Origin of the sequence: Actinoplanes lutulentus, assembly GCF_003259845.1 — a bacterium.
Lineage (GTDB): Bacteria > Actinomycetota > Actinomycetes > Mycobacteriales > Micromonosporaceae > Actinoplanes > Actinoplanes lutulentus.
The window spans coordinates 18,197-32,310 of the sequence record NZ_QLMJ01000016.1 but is presented as its reverse complement, the minus strand read 5'-3'; the positions used below and the strand labels follow the sequence as shown (position 1 = coordinate 32,310).

At 69.0% G+C, this 14,114-nt stretch carries 16 protein-coding genes; 8 read left to right on the top strand and 8 right to left on the bottom strand.

Annotation, left to right across the window (positions count from 1 at the left end; all coding sequences use genetic code 11):
• Positions 1–4 precede the first annotated feature (4 nt).
• Genes B0I29_RS29785 through B0I29_RS29775 form a run of 3 tightly spaced genes read left to right on the top strand, consistent with a single transcriptional unit; the run spans position 5 to position 3,297 of the window.
• Positions 5–925 (top strand): glycoside hydrolase family 16 protein, encoded by a 921-nt coding sequence (locus tag B0I29_RS29785; RefSeq protein WP_111652638.1) that lies wholly within the window; start codon positions 5–7, stop codon positions 923–925.
• A 3-nt stretch (positions 926–928) separates the two neighbouring features.
• Positions 929–2,569 carry a glycosyltransferase family 2 protein gene (locus B0I29_RS29780; protein ID WP_111652440.1) on the top strand — a complete coding sequence of 547 codons (1,641 nt, stop codon included), beginning with the start codon at positions 929–931 and terminating at the stop codon, positions 2,567–2,569.
• Positions 2,566–3,297 carry a biotin/lipoyl attachment domain-containing protein gene (locus B0I29_RS29775; RefSeq protein ID WP_111652439.1) on the top strand — a complete coding sequence of 244 codons (732 nt, stop codon included), beginning with the start codon at positions 2,566–2,568 and terminating at the stop codon, positions 3,295–3,297. The genes B0I29_RS29780 and B0I29_RS29775 overlap by 4 nt, the downstream gene beginning before the upstream one ends.
• 55 nt (positions 3,298–3,352) lie before the next feature.
• On the opposite strand, the gene B0I29_RS29770 is transcribed toward B0I29_RS29775, so the two are convergent.
• From B0I29_RS29770 to B0I29_RS29735, 8 genes are all read right to left on the bottom strand, one after another.
• Positions 3,353–3,556, bottom strand: a complete 204-nt coding sequence (locus B0I29_RS29770; RefSeq protein WP_111652438.1) for a hypothetical protein — start codon at positions 3,554–3,556, stop codon at positions 3,353–3,355.
• Positions 3,557–3,696: 140 nt separating this feature from the next.
• Complete coding sequence (locus B0I29_RS29765) at positions 3,697–4,362, bottom strand: hypothetical protein (protein WP_111652437.1); 666 nt, start codon at positions 4,360–4,362, stop codon at positions 3,697–3,699.
• A gap of 143 nt (positions 4,363–4,505) precedes the next feature.
• Positions 4,506–5,006: a GNAT family N-acetyltransferase gene (locus B0I29_RS29760; RefSeq protein ID WP_111652436.1), complete on the bottom strand. Its 501-nt coding sequence runs from the start codon at positions 5,004–5,006 to the stop codon at positions 4,506–4,508.
• Complete coding sequence (locus B0I29_RS29755; protein WP_111652435.1) at positions 5,003–6,001, bottom strand: quinone oxidoreductase family protein; 999 nt, start codon at positions 5,999–6,001, stop codon at positions 5,003–5,005. The genes B0I29_RS29760 and B0I29_RS29755 overlap by 4 nt, the downstream gene beginning before the upstream one ends.
• The gene (locus tag B0I29_RS29750; RefSeq protein ID WP_111652434.1) at positions 5,998–6,360 is read right to left on the bottom strand and encodes a hypothetical protein; all 363 of its coding nucleotides are present in this window, start codon (positions 6,358–6,360) and stop codon (positions 5,998–6,000) included. Before B0I29_RS29750 ends, B0I29_RS29755 begins: the two co-directional genes overlap by 4 nt.
• A complete protein-coding gene (locus tag B0I29_RS29745; protein ID WP_111652433.1) occupies positions 6,357–7,220 on the bottom strand; it encodes a DODA-type extradiol aromatic ring-opening family dioxygenase in 864 nt (287 codons plus the stop codon). The genes B0I29_RS29750 and B0I29_RS29745 overlap by 4 nt, the downstream gene beginning before the upstream one ends.
• 13 nt (positions 7,221–7,233) lie before the next feature.
• Entirely contained in the window at positions 7,234–8,001 is a 768-nt protein-coding gene (locus tag B0I29_RS29740) for a citryl-CoA lyase (RefSeq protein ID WP_111652432.1), read from the bottom strand.
• Complete coding sequence (locus B0I29_RS29735) at positions 7,986–9,122, bottom strand: CaiB/BaiF CoA transferase family protein (RefSeq protein ID WP_111652431.1); 1,137 nt, start codon at positions 9,120–9,122, stop codon at positions 7,986–7,988. Before B0I29_RS29735 ends, B0I29_RS29740 begins: the two co-directional genes overlap by 16 nt.
• Before the next feature lie 167 nt (positions 9,123–9,289).
• Here B0I29_RS29735 and B0I29_RS29730 point away from each other — a divergent pair, with 167 nt between their 5' ends.
• The 5 genes from B0I29_RS29730 (at position 9,290) to B0I29_RS29710 (ending at position 14,111) form a co-directional block, all read left to right on the top strand.
• Entirely contained in the window at positions 9,290–10,723 is a 1,434-nt protein-coding gene (locus B0I29_RS29730; RefSeq protein ID WP_111652430.1) for an amidohydrolase family protein, read from the top strand.
• 4 nt (positions 10,724–10,727) lie between these two features.
• Entirely contained in the window at positions 10,728–11,531 is an 804-nt protein-coding gene (locus B0I29_RS29725; RefSeq protein ID WP_111652429.1) for an IclR family transcriptional regulator domain-containing protein, read from the top strand.
• A 51-nt stretch (positions 11,532–11,582) separates the two neighbouring features.
• On the top strand, positions 11,583–12,278 hold the full coding sequence (locus B0I29_RS29720; protein ID WP_111652428.1) for a hypothetical protein: 696 nt from the start codon (positions 11,583–11,585) through the stop codon (positions 12,276–12,278).
• Positions 12,279–12,287: 9 nt separating this feature from the next.
• Positions 12,288–12,758 (top strand): hypothetical protein, encoded by a 471-nt coding sequence (locus B0I29_RS29715; protein ID WP_111652427.1) that lies wholly within the window; start codon positions 12,288–12,290, stop codon positions 12,756–12,758.
• A gap of 63 nt (positions 12,759–12,821) precedes the next feature.
• Positions 12,822–14,111 (top strand): metallophosphoesterase, encoded by a 1,290-nt coding sequence (locus B0I29_RS29710; RefSeq protein WP_111652426.1) that lies wholly within the window; start codon positions 12,822–12,824, stop codon positions 14,109–14,111.
• Positions 14,112–14,114 lie beyond the last annotated feature (3 nt).

Here is a 14,114-nt window from a genome sequence, read left to right as displayed (position 1 = left end):
TTTGATGCACCCTCTTCTCTCTCGATGGCCTGCTGTCCTCGGTCTGGCGCTGCTCGTCGCCACCGCCGGTGTGGCCTGCACACCATCGGCACCGGAATCTGAGTCCGGCTGGACGCTCGTGTGGAGTGACGATTTCGACGGGCCGGCCGGTAGTGGGCTGCCGGCATCGGACTGGCTGCCCGCGACCGGCACCGGTTATCCCGGCGGGGCGCCCGCGTGGGGGACCGGGCAGGTCGAGACGTCGACCGACAAGCCCGCGAACGTCCAGCTCGACGGCGACGGGCACCTGGCGATCACGCCGCTGCGTGACGGTGCGGGCGCGTGGACGTCAGCGAGGGTGGAGACGCAGCGTTCCGACTTCGCCGCGCCGCCCGGTGGGAGCGTCCGGATCGAGGCCGTTCTGCGTCAGCCAGATGTGACCGGCGCCGAGGCGGCCGGGTACTGGGCGGCGTTCTGGGCGCTCGGCGAACCCGCCCGGCCGGTGGGATCGACGAACTGGCCGCACGTCGGCGAGTGGGACGTCATGGAAGCCGTAAACGGCCGTGACTCGGTGTGGCAGACGTTGCACTGCGGGGAACCGGTCGCCGGGCCCTGCGGGGAACCGACCGGGATCGGCAGCGGCGAGCAGCCGTGCGCGGGGTGCCGCAGTGATTTCCACACCTACGCCATCGAGTTCGACCGCAGTGTGACACCCGAACAGCTGCGCTGGTACGTCGACGACAAGCAGACCTTCACCGTGTCCGCCGACAAGGTCGACGCCGCCACCTGGGAGAAGGCGAACCATCACGGCTTCTTCGTGATCCTGAACGTCGCCATCGGCGGCGCTTTCCCGGCCGGATTCGGTGGTGGCGCCACCGCCGCGACGAAACCCGGCGTTCCCATGCTCGTCGATCGTGTCGCGGTCTCCACGAAGAAAGGTGCCTGACCGATGAGCATCGGGCCCGTCAGCGAGCTGTCCTGGCAGCCGATCCAGCGATCCACCCGCGTCGTCGTGTTCGTCGCCCTCTGCGTGACGCTCTTCTACATGATCTTCCTGTTGAACCCGGCATATCGGGGCAACGTCTGGATCTGGGGACTGGTCCTGTTCGCCGAAGGAATCACGATCTTCAACGCCCTGGCGATGTGGTGGACAGTGCTGGCCAACAACTACCAGCCCGACCCGCCGGAGGTCTTCGCCTGGCGGCGCCGGCTCACCACCGGCGCCCTGGCGCCGTCGATCGACGTGTTCATCACCGTCTACGGCGAGCCGCTGGAGATCGTTCTGGTCACCGTGCGCGCCGCCCGCGACATGCGGGTCGCGCACCAGACCTGGGTCCTCGACGACGGCAACAGCGACGCTCTGCGCGACGCCTGCGCCGTCGAACGCGTCGGCTATCTGCGCCGGACAGAGCATGTGTACGCGAAAGCCGGCAACATCAACGCGGCACTGCGCCGGACCGACGGCGAGTTCGTGGTGATCCTGGACGCCGACCACGTGCCCAGTCCGGACTTCCTGCTGCGCGCCCTGCCGCACATGCAGGACGCCAAGGTCGCGTTCGTGCAGACCCCGCAGGCCTTCCCCAGTGCGAAAGGCCTGGTCGCCGAGGGGGCGGCCGAGTCACAGCGGATCTTCTACGAGCTGGTGCTGCCGGGCCGCAACCACTTCAACGCGGTCTTCTGCGTCGGCACCAACGTGATCTTCCGGCGTACGGCGCTGCGGGAGATCGTCGGCATGCACACGGCCAGCAACTCCGAGGACATCTGGACGTCCATCGAGCTGCATCGGCGGGGCTGGCGCTCGTTCTTCGTACCCGAGGTCCTGGCTCGTGGTCTTGCCCCGGACAGCCTGTTGCCCTATTTCAAACAGCAGTTCCGGTGGGCGTACGGGGCTTTCGAGGTGATGTTCCGTGGCGGCCTGTTCCGCCGCAGCGCGCTGACCATGGACCAGCGGTTCCAATACCTGCTCGCCGGCGTCAACTATCTGCTGTCGGTGGCGGCGCTCATCCTGATGTGCCTGCCGGCGGTGTACCTGCTGTTCGGGCTCAGCCCCATCCAGGCGGACCTGAGCACCTGGCTCGTGCACTACGCCCCGTTCTACGCGCTCATCATGATCGTGACTATTCTGCAGCTCGGCGGCTTCAAGGTCTCCGCGATCGTCACCAGCATCGGTGCGGCCCCGATCCACGTACGCGCGCTGGTCATGTCGCTGTTCAAACGGCACGTGAAGTGGACGGTCACCAACGCCGGCCCGTCCGGGCTCCCCGGGATCGAACTGGTCCTGCCGCACGTGGCCCTCTTCCTGCTGAACGCGCTGGCCATCGCGGTCGGCGTCAGCACCCTGCCGCTGCTCGGCACCGACGTGGCGGCGGTCGGGCTGTCGATCGCCTGGGCCTCGATCTACGTGCTCGTGCTGGGCCGGATCATCGCCGAGGCGGTGGTCGCGCCGCGGGCCATCAAACAACGGCTGGAACGACGCAAGGCCGGCGCCCTGCTGGCCCGGGCGCTGCCCTGGCCGGCCCGCTGGGAGGAGACCGACGAACTGGTCAGCTCGGCGATGGCCGACGTGAGCGCTGAGAGGACACCGAGATGACCGATACCGCAGTCGCTTCCTACCTGGAGACCCGCCGGCCCGCCAAGACGACCGGCCGCAAGTGGCGGGCTCGGCTGATCGTGCTGTTCATGGTGGCCGCCGCGGTCCTGATCTTCGTGAAGCTCACCGCGGACCGGGTGACCGACGCGGCCCGCATCGATCTCGGGACGGTCACCCTCACCGCTCAGCCCATCCCCGTCGAAACCCCGCGCCCGGGACAGATCACCCAGGTTTCGGTACGCGCGGAGCAGCAGGTCAAGGCCGGTGCGAAACTCGGCGTCGTCGAGGTCACCACGACCGACTCGGACGGTGAGCCGGTGCTGCGCAAGCTCACCCTGGTGGCGCCCCGGGCCGGCATCGTCGTCGACCAGCCGGCGACCATGGGGAGCACCCTGCAACCAGGCCAGCCGTTCGTCGAGCTGTACGACCCGGCCGAGCTGACGTTCGTGACCGACGTGCCGGTGGAATCACTGCCGGAGCTCAGCCCGGGCATGGTCGCCCGGCTCGAGGCGGAAGGGCTGGATCGCGTCGTGAAGGCCACCGTGCAGCGGGTCGTGCCGCGCGTCGACGACGGGGACGGGGCGGGCGCCGCTCCCGGATTCCTGCGGGTGGTCCTGCTGCCGGCCGACGCCGCGGAGGTTCGTGACCTGGTGCCGGGAATGCGGTTCACCGGGGCGGTCGACATCCGTACCGGTGCGGCGGACGCGAGGCTGGTCGCCCTGCGATGAGCCTCGGTAACGGCCGCACCCAGCAGGGTGCGGCCGTCACCAGGCGTGGTGAAGATCAGCCGCTGCGGCGGTTGCCGTACTGGCGAGGGCTCTGCACCGTGCCGGAACGGCCATGGACGTGGCCCGAGCCGTTGTCGGCGTGGTTGGCGGCCGCCTTGCCCTTGGAGCGGCGGGCAGCCCGGTTCTCGAAGGGCTGCGGTTCGTCGGTTCCCGTTTCCGCGTCAGCGGTGGGATCGGCGTCGCCGGTGGTGTCGGTCATCGGTGTCTCCTCGTGCAGATCAAAGACCGGACGGATCGCTGCGGATCGTCAAACGGCCGCCGCGATAACCAGACGGTAGCGCGCATACCAACCCGAGCCGGGACCGGCCGCGCAGAAAAGAAGATCCGGTCACGCCGGTGCTATCGGACGTATTCGGCGTGCAGCTCGCCGTACGGCCGGCGCCGGTCGGAGTGGAACCGGATCCGGCCCATGCCGATCTCGGCGCAGCAGTGCGCATCGGGTGTGCCCGCACGATGCGCCGGTCCCTCCTCGGCCAGGGCGCGGATCTGATCGCTCTCCAGGTCGAACGCCTCGCGGCTGCCGGTGAGTATCAGCGTGCCGGCGGCTATCTCCCACCGAAGATGATCACTGAAGTCCCGGTGCCAGGCCCGCCGATGGTCGGCGATCGGCTTCGACGGCCACGCGTCGCTGGGCAGGCTGACGCTGTGCGGCCTGCCGGTCCCCAGCCGGGCACGAACCTGCTTCCACCGCGACGGCGGGAACGCGAGCCGGTGGTGCAGCATCACCAGGTCGAGCGGCTGCCCCGAGCCGGTGCCCGGGGGGAGTTTCGCGCGGCGTAGTGGCAGGTAGACGATCGTGTACGGCGACCGGGCGGCCAGAGCCCACGCCTGGGCGAACGTCCTCGCCGTGTCCTTGTCGAGGTTGAACTGGGCGCCGAGGCGGCCCTCGTGGAGCCCGGCGAACTCGGGCGGCTTCGCGGGTCGCACGACCCGGTACTGCCGATGCCCGAGCCGGACCTCACTGACCATGACCTGCCAGGTGAGCCTGTCCAGCCGTCGACCCATGGCGCCACCCCCTCTCCGGCGAGCATTGTCGCGAACCCGGGACGAGGCGTCGACGGATTTCCGGACGGTGACGGTGGCTTCGTTCCATCCCGTCGCTGTTCGCCTCGCTGTTCCTGCGCTCTGGTGGTGTGGGACGCCCGGCGTCAGCGCGTCTGAGGAAGGACTTCGGTACGGAACGGGCGCAGGCCCCGGCTCCGGTAGTTCGGCAGGGCGTTGGGGTGGTCGCTGCTCGCCGTGTGCAGCCACACCCTCGTCACGCCGGGCACCAGGTCCCATGCTCTCCACAGGCCGAGCGTCAGTGCGTATCCGCCCAGGCCCCGGCCGGTGAACTCCGGGAGCAGGCCGAACGTTTTGATCTCCACCTCGTCACCGGGGTGCGGGTCGTAGGCGACGATGCCGGCGGGTTCGCCCTCGAACGACAGCATCCAGTGCCGCCGGTCCGGGTACTGGGCGCGGATCTCGGCCCACTGCTCCGGGGTGCGGCCGGCGCTCGACCACCCGAACGGCGCACCGACCCGGGCGGGCAACTCCCGGGACAGCGGGGAGTCCGGGCTCAGCGGTTCCAGCGTCAGACCCGGCACCGCAGGCGCCGGGCTGAGCTGATCGGGCGCGGTCATCTCTAGATAGGTCACCGTTGTCGTCACCGGTCGACGATAGACAGAACCATCCTTCCGTACGCCTTTCCGATGGCCTGACGTGTCCACGCCTCGGCAACCGCGGCGAGTGGCACCACCTCGTGGGTGACGGTCAGGGCGCCGGCGGTCGCGTGGGCGGCGATCTCGGTGAGGGCGGACGCGCGTTCGAGGGTGGTGAGCGCGTTGTTCGTGTAGCCGACGATGCGCAACGAGCCGCTGCGCAGGGTCGCCGAGTCGAACGGGGCGGTCGCGCCGGCGGCGGAGCCGAGGTTGACCAGGGTTCCGCCGGGGCGCAGCACGCGCAGGGCGGCGGCCGCGGGCATGCCGAAGACGGGGTCGATCACCAGGTCGACCGGGCCCTCGGCGGCGTCGCGCAGGCAGTCGGCCAGCCCGGTTTCGGAGTCGTCGGGCAGCAGCGGGACCGTGGCGGCGGCGCCCAGGGCGGCGGCCCGGGCCAGGGATGCGGGGGAGCGGGTCACCGCGATCACCCGGCGGGCGCCGCCGAGCAGCGCCAGCTGGATGGCGGCCTGCCCGACGACACCACCGGCGCCGAGCACCACGACCTGACCCAGCCCACCGTCACCACCAGGTGTAGAAAGCGCAGAAGAACCAGCGCCTGCCCGCAACGCGCTCAGTGCCGCCACCGCCGACAGCCCGAGCGCCGCGATCAGCTCCAGCGGGGCGCCCGGCGGCAGCGGCACCACGTCGTCCGACCGGACCGCCACGATCGACGCCATGCTCCCGTCCCCGGGGCGCATGCCGGCGGACGTCGCGAACCACACCGCCGTCCCGTCCGGGAGACAACCCACCCCTTGAACACCGGGGACGTACGGCGTGGCCGGAGCCCCGAAATAGCTCGCCCCGGACGCGCACAGCACATCCAGCGGCGTGATCGGCGCCGCCACCACCTGGACGAGCACCTCGTCGTCAGCCGGAACCGGCACCGGACGCCGGGCGATCGTCGGCGGCTGCCCGCACACCCGCAACACCGCCGCGTCGATCACGTGGTGATGTCCGGATAGGGGAGCGTGAACCCGGCCAGCGCGGCACCGTACGCCTTCTGGTACTCCAGCGGTGACGTGTTGTCCCGTTCGAACATGGCGATGAACAAGGTCAATGTGAGAAAGGGGTGGGAACCGAGTGAGAACAGCTTCACGTGATCGTGGGCGATCAGTGCCTCACGCTCCTCATCCGTGAAGGCGAGCCAGGTGCTCGCCTCGCCGCTGTGACAGTTCAGCAGAGTGTTGGCCGTCGTCGACTCCCACCATTCGACCAGACCGCGCGGATCCGCGCGATACCGCTCGACCAGTTCCGGATCCCGATCCACCGTGAACAGGAACTTGTTCAAGAGATATTTGCTCATGCCGCCACTCCGTTCGGGTACCAGGTGAAGTAGGCCTCCATCGTGTGGAAAAGGTCGAAGGTGTCCACGTAATCGGCTTTCACGCCGGCACCGGCGACGCCCATCATCAGCATGAAGTCCATGAATCCGTGGGTGGCGTTGCCTGGCGCGTGCAGGCTGTCCAGGCTGACCTCGCGCAGGCATCCGTCGAGGTCACCGTTGGCGATCCAGCTGACCGCCTTCTCATCGAAGGATGGGTCGGGACCGTGCGGGCCGAACTGCCGGGGCCCACCGAGCTCCAGCGAGAGGTGACCGGTTCCGATCACCGCGACCCGCAGGTGCGGCGGCCACTCGTCAATGATCTTGCGCAAAGCGGAACCCAGCTGCACGAAACGCGAAGGCTGCGGCAGCGGCGGCGCGAAGATGTTCGTGTAGATCGGCACGATCGGCAGGTCCGCCTCCGGCCGCAGCGTGATGATCGGGCAGGTGATGCTGTGGTCGATCCGCAGCTCGTTGCTGAACGCCAGGTCGAAGCCGGCATCCAGCCCGGACCGCAGGATGTGTGACGACAGGTCCTCGTGGCCCTTCAGCGTCATTCGCGGCAGGCCGAACTCGCGTTCCTCGTTGTACCAGTTCGCGTCGTAGACCGGTGCCTTGCCGACCAGGAACTGCGGCATGTTGTCCAGCCACAGCTGGTGAAAGTGATCAGAGCCGACCATGACCAGCACGTCCGGGTTCGCGCGGGTCAGCGTCTCCCGGAACGCGAGGATCTTGCGGGTCCACTCGTCGGCGAACGGCGGCCGGTCCTCGCCGGTCGACGTGCTGGCCCGGTAATAGAAGGGGTGATGCGTCGAAGCGATGACCGCCACGATGCTGGCCATGCGAATCCTCCAACTAAGGCTCGTAAACGGCGTTCCGGTCGACGGTGAGATAGATCTGGTTGGCGATCGGGCGGCGTTTCTCCTCGGCGATCTGCCCGAGCAGCCCGGCGGCGCGCGCGAGCAGCGCGAATCCGCGCAACAGATCGACAGGCAAACCCAGATCGGCGAGCGCGGCGCCGCACACTCCCGCGCCGTTCAACGGCAGCTTCCGGTTCAAAACCTTTTCGTGTACGCGTCCGATGGCTTCGAAGAGCCGCAGATGAGGGCCATAGAACCCTTCTTCCTGGGCGATCCGGATCAGCACCGGAGTCCGCGGGTCCTGCACTTTGTGGACCGGATGCCCGAGTCCCGGAACGAATCGGCCGGCGGCTTTCGTGGTGCGCACGGCCTCCAGGGCGATGGCGTCGAAATCATCACCTGAGGCCGACGCCAGAACGTCAGCCAGGTACCGGCCGCAGTCCTCGGTCACCCCGAGGAAACGGGAGCCTCCGCCGAGGAGTCCGGCCGCCAGAGCGCCCTGCAGCGAGTCCGGCGCCGACAGATAGGTCAGCCGGGCCGCGATCGCTGTCGGCGTGAACCCGTGATCGGCGAGCGCCACGAGTACCGCCTCGAACAGCCGCACCTCGCCGGGGCTCGGCCGCCGCCCGGCCACCAGCCAGAACGCCAGCTCGCCGAACCCGACCTTGCCCATCAGGTCAGCGGCCAGGTCCTGCCCGAGCAGCGAGATGCTGTCGGCGTCGGACGTGCCGAGGCCCGTCGGAAATCTCAGCTCTTCAGCCACGCGCGGATCTCCTCGCCGTGTTCGTCGAGTCCCGGCGGCGGCAGCTCGTAGGTCGCCGGCGTCTCCGAGAACGTGATCGGGTTGCGGACGCTCGGCACTCCGCCGACCGTCACGACGGGGTTGAGGCCGAGCTCCTCGGCCAGCGCCACCCCGCCGTCGATCGTGTTGATCGGCGCGCACGGCACCCCGGCGGCGAGCAGGTCCCGGAACCATTCGTCCTTGGTCCGCGATTTCAGCCGGTCGACCAGCAGGGGACGCAGTTCTTCCCGGTTGGCCGTACGGTCCTGATTACGGCCGAAACGAGGGTCGTCGGGCAAGGCCGATAAACCCATTACTTCGCACAATTTCCGGAACTGCCCGTCATTTCCGGCGATGATGATCAGCTCGCCGTCCGCAGTGGGCAGCGGCTCGTACGGGAACAGGCTCGGATGCGCATTCCCCATCCGATAGGGGACAGTCCCGCCCGCCACGTAACCACTGGAGTGGTTCACCAGCCCGGACAACGCCGAACTCAACAGGTTGACCTCGACATGCTGCCCACGCCCGGTCGCCGAGCGCGTGTGCAGCGCCGCCAGAATCCCCAGCGAAGCGTGCAGCCCGGCCATGACATCGAAGACCGAGATGCCGGCGCGGAACGGCGAACCAGAAGGATCACCAGTTAAGCTCATAAGTCCGGAAATGGCCTGGACCATCAGGTCGTATCCCGGCATCGACGCTCCCGCGCCGGACCCGAACCCACTGATGCTCGCGTAAATCACGCCAGCATTCGAAGCCGCCACCGACGCGTAATCCAGGCCGAATCTAGCCAGCCCGCCCGGCCGCATGTTCTCGATCAGAACGTCCGCCCGCCGTGCCAGCTCCTGCGCCGCCTCCCGGTCCACCGGGTCCTTCAGGTCCAGCGCGATCGACCGCTTGTTCCGGTTGATGCCCAGGTAGTACGTGGACACGCCGTCCCGCACCGGCGGCATCCAGGTGCGGGTGTCGTCCCCGGCCGGCCCCTCCACTTTGATCACCTGCGCGCCGAGGTCGGCCAGGAGCATCGTCGCGTACGGCCCGGCGAGGATCCGGGAGAAGTCGGCGACGAGCAGGCCGTCCAGCGGACCTTTGGGTTGGTCAACCATGAGTAACCGCCCGTTCCGCGGACACCTGTCCGCAGAAGCAGCTTCCCCAATCCGACCTGCGCTTGTCAACGCCCCGGAAACATGTCCTTGACAAGTCAAAAACACCGGAACACGCTGTCGTACACAGCGCTGCCCGCCCAGCGGACAGCAGTCCGAAGGAGCTGCGAATGAGCGTCGAAAGACCCGTGATATTCCGTAACGGACTCGTTCTGACCATGGACGACGCGCATACCGTGCTACCCGGCGCCGACGTGCTCGTGGTCGACGGCCGCATCGCCGAGATCGGCCACAACCTGAGCGCCCCGGACGACGCCGAGGAGATCGACGCCTCCGGTGGCATCGTCATGCCGGGCATGATCGACACGCACCGGCACATGTGGCAGACCGCGATGCGGGGGTACGGCACCGACTGGACCCTCACCCAGTACTTCGTCTGGTACTACCTGGAGTCCGGCCGGCACTTCCGGCCCGAGGACATCCACGCCGGCAACCTGCTCGGCGCGATCGAGGCCCTCGACGCCGGCGTCACCACCACTGTCGACTGGTCACACGGGCTGCAGACCCCGCAGCACGCCGACGCCGCGGCCGACGCCCTCGAGGCGGTGCCCGCCCGGTTCGTCCTCGCGTACGGAAACATCCAGCAGGGACCGTGGGAGTGGACCACCTCCGACGGGTTCCGCGACTTCTACCGGCGGCGCGTGGAGAACGGCAAGCTGGCCGGTTTCCAGCTCGCGTTCGACGTCACCGGTGACCCGGCGTTCCCGGAGAAGGCGGCGTTCGAGGTGGCCCGCGAGCTCGGCGTGCAGGTCACCACGCACGCCGGCGTGTGGGGTGCCACGAACGACGAAGGCATCCGGCTCATGTACGAGAACGGCTTCATGACCCCGGGAACCGTCTACGTGCACGCCGCGACGCTGAGCAGTGACTCGTACCATCGGATCGCCGCGACCGGCGGCTCGGTCTCGGTCTCGACGGAGAGTGAGCAGAGTGCCGGGCAGGGATATCCGCCCACCTGGGCGCTGCGCCGGCACGGCGTGCCGGTATCGCTGTCGATGGACACCAGCGTGTGGTGGAGCGGCGACCTGTTCTCCGCGATGCGCACCACGCTGAGCGCCGACCGGTCCCGCGAGCACTTCGAGGCGCACGCCCGGCAGGAGACGGTCACCCACCACCCGCTGCGCGCCGAGCAGGTCGTCGACTGGGCGACCCGTGGCGGCGCGAAGGCTCTCGGCTTCGACGCGGAGCTGGGCGCGCTCACCCCGGGCCGCAAGGCCGACGTCGTGCTGATCAAGAACGATGACTCGCCGGCGATGTTCCCGATCCTGAACGCTTACGGTCACGTGGTCTTCCAGGCCCAGCGCGGCGACGTGCACACCGTGCTGGTCGACGGAAAAGTCGTGAAAAAACACGGCAAGCTGGTCGGCGCGGACCTGGCAGCGGCGCGCGCCGCAGTGGGCAAGACCGTCGATCACCTTCGCGAAACCCTCGGCGAGGAGGCCTGGCGCAACGGGCAGAACCCCGACCTTCCCCAGGCCGACCTCTTCGACAACCCCTATCAGTACACCGACTACGACGCCGGATCCGCTCAATGGAAGCATTGAGCGCATGACCGAACCCGGAAGGGGCGCGGGGCCCGACTTCATCGAGGCGCTGGCCCGCGGCCTCGACGTCGTGCGCACCTTCCGGCCCGGCACGCCGTCGATGACCCTCAGTGAGATAGCCGGGCTGACCGGTCTGGCCCGGCCCACCGTCCGGCGGATTCTGATCACCCTCGAGACCCTGGGGTACGTGCGTGGCGCCGGCCGTGGCTACGCACTCACCCCGCGGGTCCTCGACCTCGGGATGGCCTATGTCAACGCGCTGAACATGTGGGACGTCGCCCGTCCGCACATGGAGAAACTCGTCGTGCAGACCAACGAGTCGACGTCGATGGCCCAGCTCGACGGCAGCGACATCGTCTACGTGGCGCGGGTCGCCGTACCCAAGATTGTGACCTTGGCAGTGAACATCGGGACGCGCTTCCCGGCGGCGGCGACCTCGATGGGCAAGGTGCTGCTGGCGGCTCTGCCGCCGGCAGCGGTGCCGGTGGTTCTCGCCGAGGCCTCCCGGTCCGGCATCACCCCGCGCTGGCAGCCGGCGCCCGCCGAGCTCGAGTCGTCGCTGCGGGAGATCCGCGCGAAGGGCTGGGCGCTCGCCGACCAGGACCTCGCGCCCGGCGTCCGCTCGGTCGCGACCGGCGTGCGCGACGGCGACGGCACCGTGATCGCCGCCGTCAATGTCACAGTGCACGCCGCCGAGACGTCGGTCGAGACCCTGCTCGACGAGCACCTGCCGAAACTGCTGCGCACCGCCGCCGACATCGGCCACGACTGGGCGCTCACCGCGACGATTCCGTCCGTCATCGCCTGATTCCTCCCCAGGGGGTGTCAGAGGCGGCCGGACCGGGCATGTGCCTGAAGCATGCAGATCAACGCGTTCCGAATCGCCGCCGCCGGGCTGCTGACCGCCTCCCTGACGGCGTGCAGTTCCGCTTCCGACACGACCGCCTCGGCCGCGTCCGTCCCGCCGTCACCCTCCGGCTCGGCCTCGGCTGCGCCTTCGGCCTCGGCCGCTGTGGGCATTCCAGGCGGTGCGCTTCTGCAGCCTTCTGATGTACGCGGGGCGGAGTCGCAGCCGCTCGAAAAAGGCGAGTTCTCGCACGTCCGGCCGCTGCGCCCGTGCGGGGACGGCCGCTACCCGAGTGACGAGAGCCGGACGGCAGCGGTGGCGATGCGCTACACCGTCGGGGGCGCCGAGGGCGGCAGCACCCCGACCGTGGTGACCGAATTCGTCGGCCTGCACACCGGAACCGGCGCGGCCGACCAGTTCACCGCGATCCAGTCCGGCCTCAAGGAGTGCCCGGGCGGCCTGGGTGACGGCGAACGCAGGTGGGTCGTCCTGGACACCGGCGACGACGCGCTGGTGGTCCGCATCGACCAGCGCTTCAGCTACGCCGACGAAGCCCCGTCGACGGTCAGCCACTACGCCGCCGCTTCCCGCGTCGGCAACGCCATCGTCGTGGTCGCCGACCTGGGCTGGGAGAACCTCGGCGGCTCCGAGGAACTGGTCCGCGACCTGATCACGAAAGCCGAGAAGCGAGCGGCCACTCTGGCCTAAATTGGGCATATGTCTGATCCGATGCTGGACTCGCTGACCGTGCGCAACGACTGGGCCGAACCGGACAGCGTGCTCGCCAAGTACGTCTCGTTGACGGATCAGCTCGTCGAGCACCAGGAGCCCGGTACGCCGTTCACGCTGACCGTGGGCGGTCTCGTCGTCGACGGCTTTCTGATTCCGCAGTGGCAGTGGTTCGCCGAGCTCAGTGAGCTCAACGACCACGAGGACGCGTACTACGTCGGTATGGCCGAGTACGTGAAGGAGCAGTCCGACCTCGCGCACGCCGCGGTGAAGAGCCGTGACATCGGTGAGGAGATCTCGTTCCGGCAGTACCAGGCGCTGTCCGCGCCGACCCGGTACATCCACCTGCGGGACGCCCGGATCTCGCGGCCCGGGCAGCTCGCCGGGGTGCCGGGGCGGCTGTGGCGCGGGCGGCTGCGGGACGTGTCCGGGTGGACGCCGGGCCGCGCCGACGGATGATCATGCTGTGGGTGTACTGAGAGCCGCTTCGTGCTCGTCCGCGGCGGGGCATAACCTCGGCCGGTGATCCTCGTCTTCGTGCTCGTGCTGGTCGTCATCCTGGCGATCCTCGGGGCCGCACACTGGTACGTCTGGCGGCGCCTGGTCCGTGACACCACCGTTGTCCGTTCGCGGTGGCGGCGGGCCGGCAACGCCGTGTTCATCGCCGGGCCGATTCTCGCGGTCGGTGCTCTGGCCGGGGAGCAGGCCGGGCTGCCGCACGCGGCGGCCCGGGTCGTCGCCTGGCCGGGTTATCTGTGGCTGGCTCTGCTCATCTATCTGTTCCTCGGGGTGGTCGTGGGCGAGGTGGTGCGGCCGTTGCTGAGGCTGTGGCTCGCGCGGCGCGCCGAGAAGTCGCCGGCTCTGACCGCGCCGGCGAGCGACACGACAGCGGCCTCGCAGGGAGATGCCATGCCCTCCGAGGCTGAGGCGGTCGACACGGTGTCCGAAACTGACGGGCCGTTGGGCGTATCAGAGGAGAGCGTGAGGGTCTCGCGCAGAGTTTTCGTGTCACGGGTTGTAGGCGGCGCAGCCGCTGCGGTTGCTGTCGGTACGGTCGGAGCGGGCGCGTTCGGGGTGCTGAACGGTCCGAGCGTCAAGCGGATCACGGTGCCGCTGGCGAAGTTGCCGCGCAGTGCGCACGGGCTGCGGATCGCGGTGGTCAGCGACGTGCACCTCGGGCCGATCCTGGGCAGTGGCTTCTGCCGGCGGGTCGTCGAGACGATCAACGGGACGCAGCCGGACCTGATCGCGGTGGTCGGTGACCTGATCGACGGTGACGTGGAGGACCTGGCGAGCTCGGTCGAACCGCTGCGCGGGCTGCGGTCGAAGCTCGGGACGTTCTTCGTGACCGGTAACCACGAGTACATCTCTGGTGTCGAACCGTGGGTGACCAAGGTTCGTGAGCTGGGCATGCGGCCGCTGCGCAACAGCCGGATCGAGCTGCCCGGTTTCGATCTCGCGGGCGTCGACGACCTCGCCGGTGAGGACGACGGCGCGGGACCGGACTTCGCCGCGGCGCTCGGTGATCGGGATCGGTCACGCGCGGTGGTGCTGATGGCGCATCAGCCGGTGAACATCTACGACGCGGTGGATCAGGGCGTCGACCTGCAGCTGTCCGGGCACACCCACGGCGGGCAGCTGTGGCCGGGCAACTACATCGCCGAGATGGCCAACCCGACAAACGCCGGGCTGGAGAAATACGGCGATACGCAGCTGTACGTGAGCCGCGGCGCGGGCGCGTGGGGCCCGCCGGTGCGCGTCGGTGCGCCGTCGGACATCACGATCGTGGAGCTGGCGTCGCTGCAGGCCTGATCG

Excerpts from the sequence above, each read along its gene's own strand:
- B0I29_RS29785 (WP_111652638.1), top strand. The coding sequence starts at position 5 with ATGCACCCTCTTCTCTCTCGATGGCCTGCTGTCCTCGGTCTGGCGCTG.
- B0I29_RS29775 (WP_111652439.1), top strand. The coding sequence starts at position 2,566 with ATGACCGATACCGCAGTCGCTTCCTACCTGGAGACCCGCCGGCCCGCC.
- B0I29_RS29715 (WP_111652427.1), top strand. The coding sequence starts at position 12,288 with ATGTCTGATCCGATGCTGGACTCGCTGACCGTGCGCAACGACTGGGCC.
- B0I29_RS29720 (WP_111652428.1), top strand. The coding sequence starts at position 11,583 with ATGCAGATCAACGCGTTCCGAATCGCCGCCGCCGGGCTGCTGACCGCC.
- B0I29_RS29735 (WP_111652431.1), bottom strand. The coding sequence starts at position 9,122 with ATGGTTGACCAACCCAAAGGTCCGCTGGACGGCCTGCTCGTCGCCGAC.
- B0I29_RS29765 (WP_111652437.1), bottom strand. The coding sequence starts at position 4,362 with ATGGGTCGACGGCTGGACAGGCTCACCTGGCAGGTCATGGTCAGTGAG.
- B0I29_RS29725 (WP_111652429.1), top strand. The coding sequence starts at position 10,728 with ATGACCGAACCCGGAAGGGGCGCGGGGCCCGACTTCATCGAGGCGCTG.
- B0I29_RS29780 (WP_111652440.1), top strand. The coding sequence starts at position 929 with ATGAGCATCGGGCCCGTCAGCGAGCTGTCCTGGCAGCCGATCCAGCGA.
- B0I29_RS29745 (WP_111652433.1), bottom strand. The coding sequence starts at position 7,220 with ATGGCCAGCATCGTGGCGGTCATCGCTTCGACGCATCACCCCTTCTAT.
- B0I29_RS29730 (WP_111652430.1), top strand. The coding sequence starts at position 9,290 with ATGAGCGTCGAAAGACCCGTGATATTCCGTAACGGACTCGTTCTGACC.
- B0I29_RS29770 (WP_111652438.1), bottom strand. The coding sequence starts at position 3,556 with ATGACCGACACCACCGGCGACGCCGATCCCACCGCTGACGCGGAAACG.
- B0I29_RS29750 (WP_111652434.1), bottom strand. The coding sequence starts at position 6,360 with ATGAGCAAATATCTCTTGAACAAGTTCCTGTTCACGGTGGATCGGGAT.